At 65.3% G+C, this 18,291-nt stretch carries 17 protein-coding genes and 1 tRNA gene; 7 read left to right on the top strand and 11 right to left on the bottom strand.

The genetic code is table 11. The features are described 5' to 3' along the window. A partial coding sequence (locus GM1_RS22770; RefSeq protein WP_217997957.1) for a hypothetical protein occupies positions 1 to 396 on the top strand: 396 nt, incomplete at its 5' end. A 102-nt stretch (positions 397 to 498) separates the two neighbouring features. Here the strand turns inward: GM1_RS22770 and GM1_RS16210 are convergent. From GM1_RS16210 to GM1_RS16175, 8 genes are all read right to left on the bottom strand, one after another. Continuing rightward, positions 499 to 2,088 (bottom strand): multicopper oxidase family protein, encoded by a 1,590-nt coding sequence (locus GM1_RS16210; RefSeq protein WP_052005441.1) that lies wholly within the window; start codon positions 2,086 to 2,088, stop codon positions 499 to 501. Positions 2,089 to 2,118: 30 nt separating this feature from the next. Next, positions 2,119 to 3,636, bottom strand: a complete 1,518-nt coding sequence (locus tag GM1_RS16205) for a multicopper oxidase family protein (protein ID WP_008380590.1) — start codon at positions 3,634 to 3,636, stop codon at positions 2,119 to 2,121. Between the two features lie 66 nt (positions 3,637 to 3,702). Then, complete coding sequence (locus tag GM1_RS16200) at positions 3,703 to 4,128, bottom strand: HIT family protein (protein WP_008380588.1); 426 nt, start codon at positions 4,126 to 4,128, stop codon at positions 3,703 to 3,705. Between the two features lie 9 nt (positions 4,129 to 4,137). Beyond that, on the bottom strand, positions 4,138 to 5,571 hold the full coding sequence (locus GM1_RS16195; RefSeq protein ID WP_008380586.1) for a sensor histidine kinase: 1,434 nt from the start codon (positions 5,569 to 5,571) through the stop codon (positions 4,138 to 4,140). Beyond that, a complete protein-coding gene (locus GM1_RS16190; RefSeq protein ID WP_040520415.1) occupies positions 5,568 to 6,278 on the bottom strand; it encodes a response regulator transcription factor in 711 nt (236 codons plus the stop codon). The genes GM1_RS16195 and GM1_RS16190 overlap by 4 nt, the downstream gene beginning before the upstream one ends. A 260-nt stretch (positions 6,279 to 6,538) precedes the next feature. Next, positions 6,539 to 7,711 carry a winged helix DNA-binding domain-containing protein gene (locus GM1_RS16185; protein WP_008380582.1) on the bottom strand — a complete coding sequence of 391 codons (1,173 nt, stop codon included), beginning with the start codon at positions 7,709 to 7,711 and terminating at the stop codon, positions 6,539 to 6,541. Further along, positions 7,708 to 8,097, bottom strand: coding sequence for a RidA family protein (locus tag GM1_RS16180; RefSeq protein ID WP_008380580.1), 390 nt, complete (start codon positions 8,095 to 8,097; stop codon positions 7,708 to 7,710). The genes GM1_RS16185 and GM1_RS16180 overlap by 4 nt, the downstream gene beginning before the upstream one ends. Further along, positions 8,094 to 9,677 (bottom strand): carboxylesterase/lipase family protein, encoded by a 1,584-nt coding sequence (locus GM1_RS16175; RefSeq protein ID WP_040520414.1) that lies wholly within the window; start codon positions 9,675 to 9,677, stop codon positions 8,094 to 8,096. The genes GM1_RS16180 and GM1_RS16175 overlap by 4 nt, the downstream gene beginning before the upstream one ends. 50 nt (positions 9,678 to 9,727) lie before the next feature. Here GM1_RS16175 and GM1_RS16170 point away from each other — a divergent pair, with 50 nt between their 5' ends. Together GM1_RS16170 and GM1_RS16165 are read left to right on the top strand one after the other, a co-directional pair. After that, positions 9,728 to 10,198: a GyrI-like domain-containing protein gene (locus GM1_RS16170; RefSeq protein WP_008380578.1), complete on the top strand. Its 471-nt coding sequence runs from the start codon at positions 9,728 to 9,730 to the stop codon at positions 10,196 to 10,198. 240 nt (positions 10,199 to 10,438) lie between these two features. Continuing rightward, entirely contained in the window at positions 10,439 to 11,782 is a 1,344-nt protein-coding gene (locus GM1_RS16165; protein WP_008380576.1) for a hypothetical protein, read from the top strand. 235 nt (positions 11,783 to 12,017) lie between these two features. On the opposite strand, the gene dprE1 is transcribed toward GM1_RS16165, so the two are convergent. Beyond that, on the bottom strand, positions 12,018 to 13,436 hold the full coding sequence (gene dprE1, locus GM1_RS16160; protein WP_008380574.1) for a decaprenylphosphoryl-beta-D-ribose oxidase: 1,419 nt from the start codon (positions 13,434 to 13,436) through the stop codon (positions 12,018 to 12,020). Between the two features lie 85 nt (positions 13,437 to 13,521). On the opposite strand from dprE1, the gene GM1_RS16155 reads away from it, so the two are divergent. Beyond that, the gene (locus GM1_RS16155) at positions 13,522 to 14,370 is read left to right on the top strand and encodes a helix-turn-helix domain-containing protein (RefSeq protein WP_008380573.1); all 849 of its coding nucleotides are present in this window, start codon (positions 13,522 to 13,524) and stop codon (positions 14,368 to 14,370) included. Here the strand turns inward: GM1_RS16155 and GM1_RS16150 are convergent. After that, the gene (locus tag GM1_RS16150) at positions 14,288 to 15,535 is read right to left on the bottom strand and encodes an MFS transporter (protein ID WP_008380571.1); all 1,248 of its coding nucleotides are present in this window, start codon (positions 15,533 to 15,535) and stop codon (positions 14,288 to 14,290) included. The genes GM1_RS16155 and GM1_RS16150 overlap by 83 nt on opposite strands. Before the next feature lie 165 nt (positions 15,536 to 15,700). Then, positions 15,701 to 15,775, bottom strand: a tRNA-Thr gene (locus GM1_RS16145). Positions 15,776 to 15,855: 80 nt separating this feature from the next. Between GM1_RS16145 and GM1_RS16140 the strand changes: the two genes are divergently transcribed. From GM1_RS16140 to GM1_RS22645, 3 genes are read left to right on the top strand one after another with little or no spacing between them, the layout of a single operon-like run. Beyond that, positions 15,856 to 17,298: a threonine/serine exporter family protein gene (locus GM1_RS16140; protein ID WP_008380569.1), complete on the top strand. Its 1,443-nt coding sequence runs from the start codon at positions 15,856 to 15,858 to the stop codon at positions 17,296 to 17,298. Positions 17,299 to 17,339: 41 nt separating this feature from the next. Continuing rightward, positions 17,340 to 18,116, top strand: coding sequence for a MerR family transcriptional regulator (locus GM1_RS16135; RefSeq protein WP_008380567.1), 777 nt, complete (start codon positions 17,340 to 17,342; stop codon positions 18,114 to 18,116). A 10-nt stretch (positions 18,117 to 18,126) separates the two neighbouring features. Continuing rightward, complete coding sequence (locus tag GM1_RS22645) at positions 18,127 to 18,288, top strand: hypothetical protein (protein WP_008380565.1); 162 nt, start codon at positions 18,127 to 18,129, stop codon at positions 18,286 to 18,288. Positions 18,289 to 18,291 lie beyond the last annotated feature (3 nt).

The raw sequence follows: 18,291 nt of genomic DNA, 5'->3' as shown, positions 1-18,291 counted from the left end.
CCAACAAAAAATGTGAAACAAACACACCCCAAAGAGGCGTGCGATTTCAACACAAGCCAGAAAGCAAAACCTGACCAAATCCAAAAAACTGACAAAGATTCAATCATAAACAAAACAAAAACAAATTCTTGTCCGTCACAACATCCTCCATGCCACAAAACAAAAATAATGTGGCACAAGAACATCTATTTACACACTATCGAGTTCTCAAAGAACACACACCCACCAGCACCAACCCACACAAACGCGGGCCGAACTCCAGTGAACTTGATTATCTCGCCGGCCGTTTCGGGCCAACTCTTCCAGTCTAGCCTCACCCCGCTCTGCAGTGCAAATCGGCGTTTCGGCGGCAACCAGACCCACCAGCACCACCACCAGAATCTCGCGACCCGGTGAAGAAGTTGGAGGAAGTTTGTCCTTCGCGGCCTGGCCGCTCGGACTCGATATAAGTTACGCATCGGCCCACAGAAAGCCAAATCGCCTGGTCAGAGCCTTGCGCTACCCGGAATGCCGATGACTGGACGACGTTTCGGGTGCGGATCTGCTGTTCGACGGCTTCGGGCCCATGTCGTGCTCCAGTCCCGAGCCGATGGCTGGCGACGGCTTCTGTCCGGGTTTCACGACGACGAACTGGCCCATCATTCCTTGGTCCTCGTGGAACATCAGGTGGCAGTGGTACATGTACGGCCACCGGTTGGACGTGTAGTCGGTGAACCGAAGGGCGATGGTCGCGACGGCGCCGGGCGCCAGCAGGATCGTGTCCTTCCACCCGTCGATGAGCGGGGTAGTGCTTGTCTTGTCGAGTGACAGGACTCGGAACTGGGTGTCGTGGACGTGGAAGTTGTGAATCCAGTTGTCCTTGTTGGCGATGGTCCAGATCTCGTCGGTGTCCACGTCCACGGTGTCGTCGACTCGGGTGATGTCCATCAGTCGGTTGTTGATCTGGAACCACTCCATGTCGAAGGTTCGCTTCTTGGCGGTGGCGGCGGGACGGGCGGGAGCCCTGAGCGTCGGGTTGAGTCCGGTCGGCAACACGGGCGGCACGGCGGCTTCTGCGGGCGGCCCCACGATGGACAGCAGGTCGAACTCGTCCTTCAGTCCGAAGTCGGGGGAGTCATCGTCGTCTACTTCGAGGTTGTCGGCGAACCGGACTGCTTTCAACGTCACCTTCTCCTCTGGTTCCAGGTCGACGACGATCTCAGCACGTTCGCCCGGACTGAGGTAGACGCTTGTCGCGGTGACCGGTCGGTCGAGGAGTCCGCCGTCCGACCCGATGATCGTGAAATCACGTCGGTCGGAGAAGGCAAGGTTGAACAGTCGCATCGTCGAACCGTCGAGGATGCGGAATCGGACACGACGGGTGGTCGCGGTGAAGGTCGGTCCGCTGATTCCATTGACGACGGCGGTGTCGCCGATGAGTCCGACGTCTTCACGGTCTGTCTCGTCGAGCATGTGGTCGGAGGTGAAGCGCTTTTCCTGGACGATCAGTGGGATGTCGTCGATCCCGTAGCGGTTCGGTAGATCGAGCTGGTCGGACTGGTCGTCGTCGACGATGAGCAGCCCGGAGAGTCCGCGATAGGCGTGGCGGCTGGTGGTGCCGTGCGGGTGCGGGTGGTACCAGAGGGTCGCTGCCTGCTGTTTGATCGTGTATTCGGCGGTCCACGTGTCACCGGGCATGATCGGCTGGTGTGGTCCGCCGTCCATGTTCGCCGGCAGGTGCATGCCGTGCCAGTGCACCGTTGTCATCTCCGGAAGCGCGTTTCCCACTTTGACGCGGATGTCGTCTCCACGACGCACACGAATAGTCGGGCCGAGGATCGATCCGTTGTACCCCCAGGTGGGAGTGCTCTTTCCAGCGACGATCTCGCTCGTGCCGGGTTTCGCTTCCAGGCGGAAGACTTTCGTCGTTCCTGACGTGGCGGGCTTGAGGACCGGCGGGATCGGCAACGGGCGAGATTCACTGCCTGTGGGGTCCGAGCCGCCTGGCGTCGTGTCGTCTGACGAGCACGCCGCGACGACTGTCGCAGCCGCCACCACGCCCGCACCTTTCAGCCATGTTCGGCGACTGATCACTTCGGCGGTATTCATGTGTTCCCCCTTGTTGAGCACGGTCTGTCGTCAGCGCTTGCGCCGACGGGGCTCCCGGCCGAGCACCGTCGACGGCTTCTGGCCGGGGCGGACCACCACGAGCTGGCCTTCCATCCCCTTGTCTTGGTGGAACATCAGGTTGCATCCGAACTGGTAGGGCCAGCGTGTCGACGTGTAGTCGGTGAACCGCACCGCGAGCCTTGCGACCGCGCCCGGTGGGAGCAGGACGGTGTCCTTCCACCCTGCGGTCGGCGGCTTCGGATGTGCCTTGTCGAGTGAGAGCACTCGAAACTGGGTTCCGTGGATGTGGAAGTTGTGAATCCAGGTGTCGGTGTTGCGCACCGTCCAGATCTCGGTCCTCCCGACGGGGACGACGGCGTCGACGCGTGCGGGATCGAACAGCTGGCCGTTGATCTGGAACCACTGGAGATCGAAGTACCGCTTGTGCGCGATTCCGGTGTTCGGCGAGTTGCGCAACGTCGGGTTGAGCCCGGTCGGCAACGCGCGTGGCTTCGGCGCCGTCGGTGCCGGGCCGATCACCGTCATCAGATCGAACTCGTCCTGCAGACCGAAGTCGGGGGCGGCGTCGTCGACGCCGAGGTTTCCGGGGAACGCGACGGCGCGCAGTTGGACGGTCTCGCCTGGAGTGAGGTCGACGACGATCTCGGTCCGTTCGCCCGGACTGATCCCGATGCTGGTCGCCGTCATCGGCTTGTCGAGGAGCCCGCCGTCGGTTCCGATGACGGTGAATCGCCGGTTGTCGGAGAACGCGAGGTTGTAGAGGCGTGCGGTCGAGGCGTCGACGATGCGGAATCGCACCCGGCGGGTGGTGGCGGTGAATGTCGGTTGGGTGATGCCGTTGACCGTCGGGGTGTCGCCGAGCAGTCCGACGTCGGCTCGGTCGGTCTCGTCGAGTGCTCCGGTGGCGGTGAAACGTTTGTCTTGCAGGATCAGCGGGATGTCGTCCATGCCGTACCGCCGAGGGAGGTCGTGACGCGACGTCGCCGCATCGTCGACGATCATCATCCCGGCAAGCCCGCGGGACGTCTGCAGACTGGTGCTCCCGTGCAGGTCGGGGTGATACCAGAGGGTCGCGGCCTGTTGGCGAACTCGGAAGCGGGCCGCGAAGGCCCGGCCCGCTTCGATCGGTTGATGCGGGCCGCCGTCCATGTCTGGAGGAACGTGCAGCCCATGCCAATGGACCGTGGTGGTATCGGGTAGCGCGTTCCGGACATTGATCCGGACGTTGTCTCCGCGCGTGACGCGGATCGTCGGGCCGAGGTTCGCGCCGTTGTATCCCCAGGTCCCCGTGCGGGTGCCGGGAACGATCTCGCTGGTGCCCGTCCGCGCCTCCAGGCTGAAGACTTTGGTCTTGCCGACCTTGCGCGGTGCGAGCACGGGTGGAATCGGCAGCGGTCGAACGACGACGGCCGCGGCTTCCGGTTCAGGTTCCGAACGCGATGTGCAGGCCACAGCACCGGCGCCGAGGACAGCGAGACCTACACCTTTGAGCAGTGTCCGCCGCGACACCGTTTCGTGAACGTCCACTCCGCTCCCGTTCGCCCTGTCCGTTGATCGGATGAGCTTATACGCAGGGCCGGGTCGGTGCGGAGATCAGTCGGGGACGTTCTCTCCGTACCCGAGCGCGCGCAGCGATGCGCGGATGCGTTCTGCGGCGTCGTCCAGTGATTCCGGCGACGGGTTCTGATCGGCCTGAGTGAGGTCGAACGACTCCAGCGAGTGCGCGGGGAACACGTGGATGTGAAGATGCGGCACTTCGAGCCCGGCGATCAACAGGCCCATTCGCGGTGCGTCGAACGCGTCCTTGACGGCACGGCCGATCTTCTGCGATACGTCGGACAGGTGAGTGAACGTCGGGGTGTCGATCTGCTCCCAGTGATCGATCTCCTTGCGCGGCACCACGAGCACGTGTCCGGGTGTCACCGGGTTGATTGTCAGGAACCCGACGCTCTGTCCGTCCTTCCAGACGAAACGTCCGGGCAGATCGCCGTTGATGATGTGCGTGAAAACCGAGGCCATGTCCGAACCTTACCGAGCCTGCACTCCGCGTGCGCGGGGCAGCGCGAACCAGAAGGTCGCGCCTTCCCCCGCAGTGGAACGAACGCCCACTCGGCCGTCGTGAGCGGCGATGAGTGCGGCCACGATCGATAGGCCGAGTCCGCTTCCGCTGTCCGATACGTTCCGGTGTCGGGACGGGTCGCCCCGGTAGAAGCGTTCGAAGACGTGTGCCTGCTCGTCGGTGGTCAGGCCCGGGCCAGAATCGGCGACCTCGACGATCACCTCTTCACCGTGTATCCGCGCCGCCAGGGTGATCGGGCTGTCGGGTGCGGTGTGAGCGACTGCGTTGCCCAGCAGGTTGCCCAGCACCTGACGGAGTCGGAGTCGATCACCGTTGACCTGCGCTGTCGGATCGAAACCGGCCAGGTCGAGGTCGATCTGACGGCCTGGTGCCGACGCCCGTGCTGCCTCGACGGAGTCGACGAGCAGGGGAAGCACCTCAACCGGGGCGTTCTCGACGGGCCGGTGCGCGTCCAGCCGTGCCAGCATGAGGAGGTCCTCGACAAGCATCGTCATCCGGTCGGCTTCGCCGGAGATCCGACGGACTGCGTCGGAGGAGTCGGTGACGGCGCCCAGCGCCATCAGATCGGCGAAACCCTTGATCGACGTCAACGGTGTGCGGAGTTCGTGAGACGCGTCGGCGATGAATCGCCGCATCTTCTCTTCGGATGCTCGCGCCTGACGTTCGGACGCCGCAGTCGCGGCGAAGGCGTTCTGGATCTGCGCCAGCATCGCGTTGAGCGACTCGCCGAGACTCCCGACCTCGGTGTTCGCCGGTCGAGCCGGGACTCGTCGGTGAAGGTCGCCACCCGCGATGGCGTGGGCGGTCTCTTCGACGCGGCGCAACGGACGCAGACTGGACCGGACCAACAGGTAGCTGAGCGCCCCGATCAGGACGACCACGATGCAGCCGACACCGACCTGCAGCCAGATCAACCGCGTCATCGTCGCGTCGACGTCGGTCAACGGGATCGCCACCACCACCGTCGACCCGGCCGACACCCTCTTGACCACCCGCCAGTCCGGGCCCGCCCCAGACGACGACACGGTCACCGGCGATGTGCCCTCCGACGACGAGAGGCTCGACAGGTCTGGACTGGAGCCGAAGTCGTTGAACGTGATCTCAAACCCGTCCGACGACGTCGCGGTCACGAAGTACTGCGACTTCGGGCGCCGCAGGCCAGGAGGACCCGGCATGTCACCGTCACGGACGTCCGGCGGTCGTGCCCACCCGTGGACGGCGTCGGTGAGCCCCTCATCGACGCGGGTGAGCAGATCGCTCCGCATCGCGGATGTCACCACCACTCCGGAGACTCCGAGGCCCGCCAGCACCAGGATGACGGTCAGGACGACAAGTGTCACCCGCAGCGGCATCGACCGCATGCGTTCGGACACCACGTTCATCGAGGCTCACGCATCACGTAGCCCACACCGCGCAGGGTGTGGATGAGCCGGACCGGGCCGGTGTCGATCTTGCGTCGCAGATATGACACGTACGACTCGACCACGTTCACGTCGCCGCCGAAGTCGTAGTTCCACACGTGATCGAGAATGCGTGGCTTCGACAGCACAGTTCCCGCGTTGACCATGAAGTACCGCAGCAATGTGAACTCTGTCGGCGACAGCGAGACGAGTTCGCCGTCCTTGAGCACTTCGTGGGTCTCCTCATCGAGTTCGAGATCGGCGAACACGATGCGCGACGACGCCTGAGACTCCTGTCCGTGCCCGCTGCGGCGGAGCAGCACACCGAGCCGTGCGACGACCTCTTCCAGGCTGAACGGTTTGGTCACGTAGTCGTCCCCGCCGACGGTGAGTCCGTTGACCTTGTCTTCGACGGAGTCGCGCGCCGACAGGAACAGCGCGGGCGCGCCTATGCCGTCCGCGCGCAATCGTCGCAGCAGTCCGAAGCCGTCCATGCCGGGCATCATCACGTCCAGAATCAGGACGTCGGGTTTGAAGGTGCGGGTGATGTCCAGGGCGCGCGGTCCGTCGGCGGCTGAGCGCACGTCCATGCCCTGGAACTTCAAGGACACCGACAACAGTTCCCGGATGTTCTCCTCGTCATCGACGACCAGAACTTTTGCGGGCACGGCTGGGGAACTCACGGTCATGTCACCATCGTGCACCGACCGCCTCCTCCCCCGCTGTCCGAACGCTGGGAGCTTCCTGTGAGCCGGCCCCGTTGCTCGGCCCTCCTAGTCGTTGAGAAGCCTCGACCCTGCTCGATGAGCGCCGCGAGTCGAAGCGTCCGCACCTCACGTCCCCGGACAGCCCCGTGGTCGCCGACCTGTGTTTGTCACGCCGCTTCGACTCGCTCTGCTCGCTCAACGACCAGTGGGGAGTCGCCCTCGGATCGAGCAAGGGCGCGGGGTCAGGACTTCATCATCGGGGAGGCGAAGAGACCCTGGGTCAGGCGGACGTCGCCGAGCCACTCGGCGAGTTCGGCGGCCCGGGCGTCGAGCGCTCGGACACCGTCAGCGGGAACGTCCTCCAGGAGTTGGACGCGGACGCGGTTGTCCTCTTGCACCCAGCCTCCGACGATCCGGCCGTCCCACCATGCGGTCTGTCCACCGTTGCCATTCGTGTCGAACAGGTGCGGAACGTGCGCGGGATCGAGGTAGAACTCCCGGCCGCGCCACCCCATGGTCGTTGGGTCTAGGCCCGGCAGCAGGAGCGCCCGCGGCTGCACCTCGTCGACGGGGTAGAGGTCGTCGGCCATCAGGTAGCCGGTCTCGCCGGAGTCGAGGTCCACCTCGACCACGTCCAGGGCAGCGACTGCCTTCCGCACCGCGGTCTTCGTCGACCCGAGCCACCACACGAGGTCAGCCTCGGTTCCCGGACCGAACGAGCGGAGCCAGCGGGCCACAAGATCGCGGTGGCCATCCTCCGGGCTGACGGCCGCGAGAGGCTCACCCAGCCACGACGACATCGACGTCCAGCCGGGCCGCGACACCGCCCACGTCGCGCGATTGGTCCCGCGGACCACGTCGCCCGCCGCTGCCAGGTGATTGAGCAGGCGCGGGAGCATCGGCGAGAGTCCGCCGTACGACTTCCCGGCGTCGCGCATGATCGAGATGTCGAAATCGGGCAGAGCTTTCCGCACCTCGGCGGCCACGAGTTCGGTTCCGTCGAGGAGATCGAGGACCGCCGACCGCGCTTGATCGATCCATCCTTCGGGGTCGGCGGGTCCGTCGTCGCGACGCAGGTCACGGAGCATGTTGGTGCGTTCCGACGCCGCGACCCGGCTGCCGACCGCGCCCACCGCGTCGGCGAGGATCGGTCGGCTCATGACGAACAGCGTTCGCCGCATCGCGAGCTGTTTCACGACCGTTCGATCGTCGTAGAGCGCGCTGTCGACGTCGTGCGGGGTGATCTCGCCGTTACGCGCCCATGCCGACAGATGCACAGTGGACGCCGTCGTCGCGTGCAACCCGACAACCGCGTCGGCGATCTCGACCACCGGAGTGCCGACTGTCCCGTCGAGCAGATGCCTCCGCTGAAATCGAGCGCGGCGAGCGGTGTCGTCGACGTGTGGTCGTGTCATCGAGCCACCGTAACCGCGTCGATCTCGATTCGTTGGCCCGGGTACGGCAGGACGGTGACCGCGACGATCACGGCCGGAGGAGTGTCCCCGGCGAACGCCTCTTCCACCGCGCCCCACACCGCGGCGACGTCCGCGCGGTCGGCCGTCTCGACATAGACGGTCAGTTTGGCGATGTCGTCGACAGTGCTCCCCTGCTCCGCGAGAAGCGTGGCCAACAGTTCAACGACGTGCGAGGTCTGGGCGATCGGGTCGCCGGGCGCCACGACGGACCCGTGCTCGTCCAGGGGCGATACACCTGCTGTGAACAGTTGTTCGCCGCGAACGCGCGAACCGTAGGCGAACCCTCCGTCGAACAACGCGTCGGACCCGAATCGACTGATCGTCATTGGAAGCTGAGGACCTCGTCGCCCCAGGCGCGGAGCATCGCGTCGTCGAGCCCGACTGCAGCGGAATCGACCGCACCGATCCGCAGCGACGCGTGATCGTCGACTGTGTAGGGGTCCCACTGTGCGTTGCCGGGGATGTCGTCGCCGATGTTCGGGTCGGCTGAGGTTGCGAACGCCAGCCATCGACGCTGGACGCGGGCGGTCACCTCGTCGCCCGTCGGTCGGCCGCCCAATCGGTACATCGGATCGCGTTTGGTGGACGCCGGATTGCCCCACACGTACGGCAGTTCAGTGGCGTGAGCAGCGCCGAAACCGATGAACCGCAGCAGCGGCGTCGCCCAGTCGAAGCGGTACAGGTGCACCGACGCTTGCGAGTTGTGCGCTTCGACGATCCACAACGCGGGCATGCGGAACCCGATGTCGCGGGAGATCGCCATGCTGCGCACCCGAGCCTTCACGTGCTGATACGACTCGTCGAGGTGTTCCGGCTCAGGCAACGGGAGATGCGGCTGCTCGGTGCCGATGAGGGTGAACATCGCGTCGACATGCTCCGACTTCACCGGCATGAGGGGCGACGACATCCACTTGAACAGCGACGTCTCGTGCCGATTCGTGCCGATCATCAGCGGCACCGGCAGTGCGCGCCCGGACTCGTACACACGGAGCGGGTCATCGGGGATCAGGTCGCCGTCGACGATCGGCGTGTGCGCGATGGTGCCGGGATGCTCCCGAGGCACCGACAGGAACATCTGCTGCGACGCCGCCACAAGAGCGTCGACAGGGATGTCTCGAAGCAGATCCGGGCTCACTCGTTCGGCCGGCATGAGGTCGAGCATCGCCTGCGCGTAGCGAGCCGCGCGGTCGGGGCCGTACACCGACGTCGCCGGGGAACTCTGTGCGATGGCCCGATGCACGAGTCCCTCCGCGCCCGGCATGGTCAGAAGCGTCGTGACGACTCCGCCTCCTGCCGACTCCCCGAAGACAGTCACGTTCCCGGGGTCGCCGCCGAAGGCGCTGATGTTCAGGTTCACCCAGCGCAGCGCGGCCAGCACATCGGACATCCCGCAGTTCGCGTCGAACGTCCGGTCGGCGTCCGACCACGACGAGAAGTCGACGAACCCGAACGCGCCGAGTCGGTAGTTGATCGTCACGACGATCACCGGGGTGCCTGCCTCGACACCCGTGCCGATCAGCGACGTCGCGTCGTACAGGGGTTGCGAACCCGAACCGCACAGGTAGGCGCCGCCGTGAATCCACACCAGCACCGGGAGCCGGGTGTCGCTGCGCGACGCGCCGCGCGGGGTGGACACATTGAGATAGAGGCAGTCCTCCTCCTGGCGCGTGCCGTCGCCCAGCTCGATCACCGGCATCACCGGCTGCGGGCACACCGGCCCGAAGGTGTCGGCCGGGACCACGTCTGTGTGCGGTGTCGGATCGACCGCGTGCCGCCACCGCAAGTCGCCTACCGGCGGCTGGGCATAGGCGATGCCTCTCCACACGTCCAGCGTTTCGGTCGCCACACCGCGCAACGGACCATAGTGAGTGTCGACGACCAGATCATCTTGAATCACGGGTTCCATTCTGCCGGGAGGAGTGCCTATGCCGCAGTGTGAGCCGTACCCTTGCGGGCATGAGCATCCCGCTGTTCTTCCGCGAAGAGTCGTTCCTGCAGCCGATGGAGGTGACGCTTCCCGACGACATCCGCGTTGTCACTCAGAAGTTCTACGACGTCCGGATGGAAGACATCCGGGACATCTTCGACGAGTCGTTCCAGACTCTCGCAGGCTGCGGACCGATCGGTCCCGGCTACGGCCTGTACGAGGGTGACCCCCACGACGTCTTCGACATCACCCTCGGCTTCCCCGTCGCCGCCCCGACCGACGTCGAAGGCGTCGACAACGGCGTGTTCCCGTCCGGCCGCGCCCTCATCATGAGCCATGTCGGTGCGTACGAAGGCATAAGTTCGGCGTGGGAGTCGCTGTTCGAGGTCCACGAGGTGAACGGCGGCGGCGACCCTCGCGGCGTCATCGAGATCTACGTCAACGACCCGTCGGTGACCGAACCCGAAGACCTCCGCACCGATCTGATCATCCTGTACTGACGCATCGACAGGGGCCGTTCTCCCGAGTTCATGCTCGAGATGGTCGCGTGGCTATGACACTGGTCTGCGCAGTTTGCGAGCCATGGTGCGCAGCGCGCTCCTTCGGCGGCTGTCAGCTCGTCGTGTCGCAGAGGTTGCGGAGCCAGGCCACTGTGCGCCGCACCGGTCGCAGATCCCAGTCGTCGACCACCGAGTTGATCCCGTTGACGACGTCGTGATGCCACGTCTAGTGTCCCGAGCATGGACGACTTGGACTCAAAGATCCTCAGATGGGCCCAGGGTTATAACGCCTACGAGCGGTTCGCCGGGGACGGTGGGTTCGACCACGCAATACGGCCCCTCATGGAGTCCTACGCGCTGGACGGCCGCATACCTCACTGGGTTGGCGTGGACTACTTGAAGGCCTGGGCGTTCTACTGCGCCCGCCGCTACCGGTTCCAGAGCCCCGCCGCCAGTTTCACCGAGTTCAGTCCAGAAGTACTCGACATCGCGGCACGGATCAACGAGCTGCCCGGCACAGTGGCAGACGATCGGTTCTTGGCCTTGCCGGGCGACCGCAAGCCGGGGGCCGACAGCGTTCCGACAGGCATCTACACGACAGAGCCGATGCTGACGCGTGCTCTCGCTGCCGAGATCAGGAATGACCCCGAAGCCTTCCTCAACGGGCTGCAACGCCACGGCATCCAGAAGACCCTCAAGCCCGGCGATGTTCCACGAGTCGAGTGCGAAGGCGTGGCCAGGCTCGATGTGGTTGTGTACTTGGCTGATAGAACGACGATCGGCATCGAAGCAAAGCTCGACCACGAAATCACTCAGGCTCAGATCGACAAGCAGAGGGACGCAGTCGATTACCTATTTCTCCTCGTCCTCGACAAGGCGGACGCAGGCGACTACTCGTCGAAAGTAACCGGAGTGCTCACGTGGGACGAAGCGATCGGATACTTCAAGGCTCCACGGCTCCGGATCGAAGACATCCACGCCCTCCCTCCGCAGAAGGTCATGATTGAGCGAGCGTTCCGCCCGATCGCCAATCACCTGCGGGTCGCTTTCGGATCCGATTGGACGGTAGGAGTGGGTCGCGGCGGCAGCGGAATGCCGGCTATAACGATCTGGAGTCCCGTCCTTGCAGATGGAAGGCAGCTTCGGAGCCAGGTCCAGGTCGCCGGACGTGGGATGCCCAAGCACCTCGAGGACGTTCGATTCGAGTTCCACGCCGGAATCGAGACCAGCCCGGATGACACTGATTTTCCGCAAGCCGACAAGGTGTCCGATCCTCCGGACTGGGTGAATCACATAGTAATTCTCCGAGACGAGGTGATTCGTGGCGATCTCGATCGATACCGAATCCGCAAAGGTCGAGCCGGAAACGGGCGCCGGGGCGTCGGGAAGAACAAGCTCGGGCTCGTCGAGAAGTTCCTCCCGAACGACGCTTCACTCGCATTGGGTTACTACGACTGGGCTATCGGACCTAAGTCTCGGCCGGTAGCACAAGATGAGCTAGCTGACCTCGCAGGATCTGCCCACGAGCTCCTCAGTTGCTGGCACGCGGCAATCGAAGCCTCCATCGAGGTCGACTCGCACTAGCCGCTCGGGCTCGACGTTCGGAGCTCCCGCGCACCATCATTTCGATCCACCCGGCGATGCGCTTGTAGAGCGGGCTGTCAGCTGCGGCCATGTCAGCGTCCGAAGCGGCGCTGGAGTTCTCTCCATCTGCTCGTCGCAGCAAGCACCGCGCCACTCCCGCAGACGCTTCGACTCGCTCCGCTCGCTCAACGAGCAAGGTGGGCTCGGTCACGAGCAGGGATGGACGCAGGATGCGTCAGACGAGGTCGAGGCGTTTGGCCATGTCGGAGACGAACACTCCGGTCGGGTCGATGCGTCGGCGCACCGCGATCCATTCGTCGATCCGCGGATACATGGAGTGGAATGTGTCAGGCGAGGTGACGGAGTCTTTCGCAGAGTAGAGCCGTCCACCGAAGTCGATCACCCGACGGTCTAGTTCGGAGATCAGCCTGTCCAGGCCGCGTTTGATCGCGAAGTCGAACGTGACGGTAATGCCTGGCGTCGGGAACGACAGCGGCGCGCGGTTGCCTTCGCCGAACATCTTGAGCACGTTGACGAAGCTGGCGTGACCGGAGGCCCGCACCTCGGACAGGAGCGGGACGAACGCGCCGAGGTTCTCCGGCGGGATCACGAACTGGTATTGCAGAAAGCCGGTGCCGCCGTAGAAGCGGTTCCACTCCCCCATGATGTCGAGGGGATGCAGGAAGCCGGTGATGTTGTGAACCTTCCCTGCATACGTGCCGCCCGCCTGGAAGTAGGCGCGGCTCATCAGCCCGAATGTCAGCCGGTTGCCCAGACCGCTCGGGAACACGTCGGGCACGGTGAAGTACTGCGGTGCGTCGAACCGCAACGGGTCGCGTCGGAGTTTCGCCGGCAGTTCGTCGACGGCGGCTAGACGTCCTCGAGTGAAGTAGCCGCGGCCCAGCGCCGGTTCTTTCGTCACCGCGTCGAACCAGCCCGCGCTGTACTCGGCGGAGTCGCTCCAGCCGGTGCGGTGCAGGTCGACGGTCTCGTGGGCGTCGTGGGTGACGACGCCGTCGGCGAGGAAGTACGCGGTCTCGGTCCGCTGGAGTCGGAGACGGGCACGCAGCACGATGCCAGTGAGACCGAGTCCTGCGACGGTCGTCCAGTACAGGGATCCATCCGGATCGTCCGATGTTCCGTCGGGTGCGAGCGTCAAGACTCGGCCGTCGGCGACCAGCAGATCGAGGTCCGCGACCTGGTCGCCGAAACTTCCGCTGCTGTGATGGCTCTTGCCGTGGATGTCGTGGGCGATCGCACCGCCGACCGTGACCTGCCGAGTCCCGGGCAGCACGGGCAGCCACAGGCCGAGCGGGACCAGCGTCCGCAGCAGAGCATCGAGGCTGACACCCGCGTCGACATCGGCGATCAGAGCGTCTCCGTCGATCCGATGAATCCGGTTCACGGCAGTCATGTCGACGGTGAGTCCGGCGCGGTTCTGCGCCGATTCGTTGTACGAACGGCCGAGCCCTCGTGCGATGACACCGTTCCGGAGGTACCACGGCGAATCGGCGTTCGCGTCTGCCACCTTCGCGACAGCGCGGGCGATCGTCTCGACATCCGGTGTCGCCAGAACGGCGGCTCTGGTCTTGTTGGTTCGCGACCAGCCATTGAGGGTCTTGGTCGACACCACGTCGTATGCAGTCGTAGTCACGTCGGCGAACGTACCGCCGCGCCCTGAGAGGCTCCTGCGAGTTCCCCAAGGAATAACGAGCGACGGCGATGCGCTTGCAGAGGGAGTGAGTGCACCCACGCAGGCCAACAACGCCGAGAACGTCGACCGGGCCCTCGCCGCCCTCGAATGGACCCTTCAAGAGTCACGCCGCGAGCAGTTGTCAGCGGGTGAGCATCGGCTCTACGGCGGTCCGACCGCCGGCTTCCGGTATCTGGTGGACGGCTCCCTCGAAATCGACGACTGTGGAACGACGCGACTGATCGCGGCAGGCGACGTCATCTTGTGGCCGCACGGATCGTGCGGCCGCCTCCGCGCGCTCACCGATGTCGACATGGTGAGCGTCGTGTTCGCGCCGAGCAGGTGGCTGCACACCCTCCCCACTGCCGTGGTGATCGGCGGATTCCGAGCCGCCGAGCCCGCCGTTGCCGGTCTCATCGACACCATTGGCACCGGCCCCGGGGCGACGAGGCCCGGCGACGTCGTGATCTGCAACAGAATCACCTCCACCATCGTGTCGGTTGTCATGCGGACGTGGCTGGAACGCGGCTGCGCTCCAGACCTGTGGGCCGACCGGCTGGCAGAGCCGGACCTGTCGCGAGTCATCGATGCGCTGCACGCCGAACCCGGCCGAGCGTGGACGGTGGACGAGTTGGCGAGAGCAGCGACCATGTCCCGCTCGGCGTTCGCCGAACGCTTCCGAGAACTGACCGGGCGATCACCGGCGTCGTATCTGGCCGGCGTTCGGATGGCGGAGGCCATGCGCCTGCTCAACGACGGCGAGCCGGTGGCGGCGACCGCACACCGGCTCGGCTACGAATCCGAAGCAGGCTTCAGCCGCGCGTTCCGCCGACACACTGGACATCCCCCGGCTCGATGGCGACGGGATCGGCAGGCGCAGCCGTCGGCGAGCTGACGTCGCCGCGCGCCGAGCCGAACAAGACTCCGCCGACGACCGCGGAGGCGACCGCGATCCAGAGCGCAGCGGTGATCCCGACGGTGTCCGACAACGCTCCTCCGACAGCGGCGCCGATGGTGATCGCGATCTGGAAGCCTGCCACCAACAGCCCTCCGCCCGCCTCCATCCGATCGGGCGCCTGGCGGCCGATCCAGGTCGAGACCACCATCAGCCACGATCCGAACCCGAAGCCCCACACAGCGACTGCTGCGACCACCAGCGGGACGTTGTCGGGTGCCGCGGCGACCACCGCGATGCTCGACGCGATCAGCGCAGGCACTCCGTACCTGGCGATGTCGAGGTGGCGGTCGACGACCATGCCGACCGCGAAGTTGCCCGCGAGCCCGCCGACACCGAACACGACGAGTATCGCCGCGATCGTCGTTGCATCCAGATCCGGATTCCGTTCGAGTGCCACTCGAATGTAGGTGAACGCCGCGAAGTGTCCGAACACTGTCAGGACGTGCCCGGTGAGGCCCAGTGACAGGCCCGGCACACGGAGAGTCTCGGTGAGCGAGCTGACGCGTGCAGCTGCAGACGGCTCGACGAACGGGAGCACTCGCCAGAGTGCGACGGCCACCACGGCAGACAGGACGGCGGCGCCCGCGAACACTGCGCGCCAGTCAAACACCTCCCCCAGGTAGGTGCCGAGCGGGACTCCGGCGACTGTTGCGACGGTCGTGCCGGTGTTGACGAGCATCATGGCGCGGCCGAGGTGTGCGGGTTGTGCAAGGCGCGAGGCCACGGCGATCGACATCGCCCAGAAACCGCCGATCGACGCACCGAGCAGCAGTCGGGCCACCAGCAGCATCCACATGCTTCCGGATACCGCGACCAGCACATTCGACACCGCCGCCACGCTCGTCAGACCCACGAGCAGAAGCCTGCGGTCCAGCCTCGGAAAGAGGATGCCGATCGTCGGCGCCGTCAAGAAACCGACGAATGCGGTGACGGTGACGGCCTGCCCGGCGTTGCCTTCTGACACCCCCAACGATTCGGCCATGGCGGGCAGGAGACTGGGCGGAAGGAATTCGGCGACGACGAGGACGAAGCTGGTCGCCATCATCACGACGATCGAGGCCCACTGGGTGGCCGTCGACGACGGTGCGGTGCGTTGTGTCATGTCTTCGATCCTCCGGCTCGGACAGCTCCGCCACTTGATCGAAACTCCACAGGATCGGACCGAACGTCCACGGATCTCCGGTGGCAGAATTGTCACGCATGGGGCGGCCGCAGCGATACACGAAGAGGGCCGGGCGAGAAGTGTCTTCTCGCACCGACCCTCTGGTGGAGCCCCCTGTCGGGATTGAACCGACGACCTTCGCTTTACAAGAGCGGTGCTCTACCACTGAGCTAAGGAGGCGTGCGGTGAAGAAGTATATCCGCCGCCCGTAGTTCACCCACCACCAGCACCACGATCGCACGACGAGGAGGCATCACACCGTGCGCGCGTTCTTCCGCCGGGGACTCGAGAAGGTCCTAGGAAATGCCCAGGCGACGATCGACACGATCGAGCCGGGCAGCATCGTCGTTGCACCTCGCAAACCGATCGCGCTCGACGACGAAGCAGCGATCACCGAGGTCCTGGACCTGGCGGCGAAGATCGGCGCGGTCCTCCTCGACTCCGGCACCGGCGCCATCGACACTCGCAAACAGATCGAGTTCGTCGCGGGCATCTATGGCTTGGAGGACGTCGACATCGACGTCACATTCAACACGATCGTCGTGTGTGCACGACGTGGTTACTCACTTCCCCCGGTGATGGCGATGCGGACCGTCCACTATCGATCGCTGGACTTCACTCGTCTCGCGCACGTCGATCGGCTGGTGCGACGCATCCGCCAGCTGGCGATCACCCCGACGACGGCGCACCGGATCGTCGACGAGATCATCGCCGCAAACCACCCGTATCCGTACTGGGTGGCGACGCTCGGGTGGGGCGCGATGGCGGCGGGCATCTCGATCCTGCTGGGCGGCACGTTCTTCGTCGGATTCACCGCATTCATCACCACGCTGGTGATCGTCTCGCTGAACCGCAGACTGGCGCGGATCGGCACCCCCGTGTTCTTCCAACAGTTCGCGGGCGGCTTCATCGCAGTGATGCCTGCGGCGACGCTTTTCCATTGGCGCGAGCAGATCGGCATCGACTTTCTGCCGTCGCAGATCATCGCGGCCGGCATCGTGGTTCTGCTGTCCGGCTTGTCCCTGGTCGGTTCGGTGCAGGACGCGATCACCGGCGCCCCGATCACCGGCACCGCCCGGTTCTCCGAAGTGGTCCTGCAGACCGGCGGCATCCTCGCCGGAGTCGCCCTGGCCCTGCGCGTCACCGAATGGTTCGGCGTGACGCTGCCCGGCCTGGGAACCCAGTTGCCGTTCGGCACCGCCGACACCCTCGCTCGAATCACCGGTGCCGCGATCGCGGCCGGGGCGTTCGCGCTCGGAAGTTACGCCGAGCGTCGCGCGATCCCGGTGGCGTTCGGTGCGGGCATCGTCGCGTCGGGCGTATCGCTGGGCTTGGCGCTCACTCAGGCCGGATCGATCGTCGCCGCGGCCGCCGCGGCCGTCGTCGTCGGACTCGTCGGTGGTCTGGCAGCTCGTCGCGCATTGACGCCGCCGCTGGTCATCGCCGTCGCGGGCATCACACCTCTGCTGCCCGGCCTCTCGATCTACCGCGGTCTCTACGGAATCATGAGCGGGCAGTCGCTCGAAGGATTCGGCCAGGTCGCCGCCGCACTGACGACCGGTTGTGCACTCGCCGCGGGCGTCACGCTCGGCGAGTTCCTCGCGCGTTCGCTGCGTCGACCGAGCATTCCCGCAGTCCTCGTCCGGATCCCCGTCCGCCCGGAGAACTTCCCCCGCCGAAAGCCGCGACGAGAAAACCCTTGACCCTCACGCGGCGTGAGGCACCACGATCTTCAGGAGTGACGATGACACGAGGCGACACGTGGACCGTGGGTCGACTGGCAGAGCATTTCGGGGTGACGGTGCGAACACTGCACCACTACGACGAGATCGGACTGTTGTCCCCGACCGAGCGATCAACGGCCGGGTACCGGCTGTACACGCAGGCTGACCTGCTCCGCCTGCAGCAGATCGTGGTGTATCGCCGGCTCGAGATGTCTCTCGACGACATCGCCGACCTGCTCGACGGGGCCGACGACGCTGTCGATCATCTCCGCCGACAACGTGACGTCGTCACAGCCAGGCTCGACGAACTCAGTGAGCTCGTGAGCGCGATAGACGACGCATTGGAGCGTGAGATGACGAACCGACCCGCCACAGACGCGGAATTGAAAGAACTGTTCGGAGACGGGTTCTCTGACGAATACCAGGCAGAGGCCGAGGAACGGTGGGGCCAGACGGAGGCGTGGACGCAGTCCGCGGCCCGAACGTCGACCTACACGAAAGCCGACTGGGCGGAGGTCAAGGCCGAGCAGGATGCGGTGAACGCCGAGTTCGTCGACGCCATGACGTCCGGCGAGCCGGCCGACGGAGAGCGAGCCCGCGCGGCTGCCGAACGCGCTCGCCTGCAGATCAACGACCGCTTCTACGACTGCGACCACGAGTTCCATCGCTGCCTCGGCGAGATGTACATCGCAGACGAACGGTTCGCGGCAACGTACAACGCTCTCGAACCCGGTCTCGCGCAGTACGTCCGGGATGCGATCGTCGCCAACTCGGACGTCCACCGGGGTCACGCGTAGAATCACCTGCATGCCTGCCAAGACAGAAGACATCGCAGAAGACGATCTGACTCCGGTCGCCGACGAGACGGCGATCTCGGCCCGCCGCGTGGTCGCCACATATGCCGCGGACGCCGACGAATGCCGGATGCTCCTGTCCATGCTGGGCCTCGCCACCGACGAGTCCGCCTGATCG

It is taken from the genome of Gordonia malaquae NBRC 108250, assembly GCF_000344135.1.
Taxonomy (GTDB): Bacteria; Actinomycetota; Actinomycetes; order Mycobacteriales; family Mycobacteriaceae; genus Gordonia; species Gordonia malaquae.
Note: the sequence above shows the minus strand (reverse complement) of the source record. Positions and strands in the feature narration are given on the sequence as shown.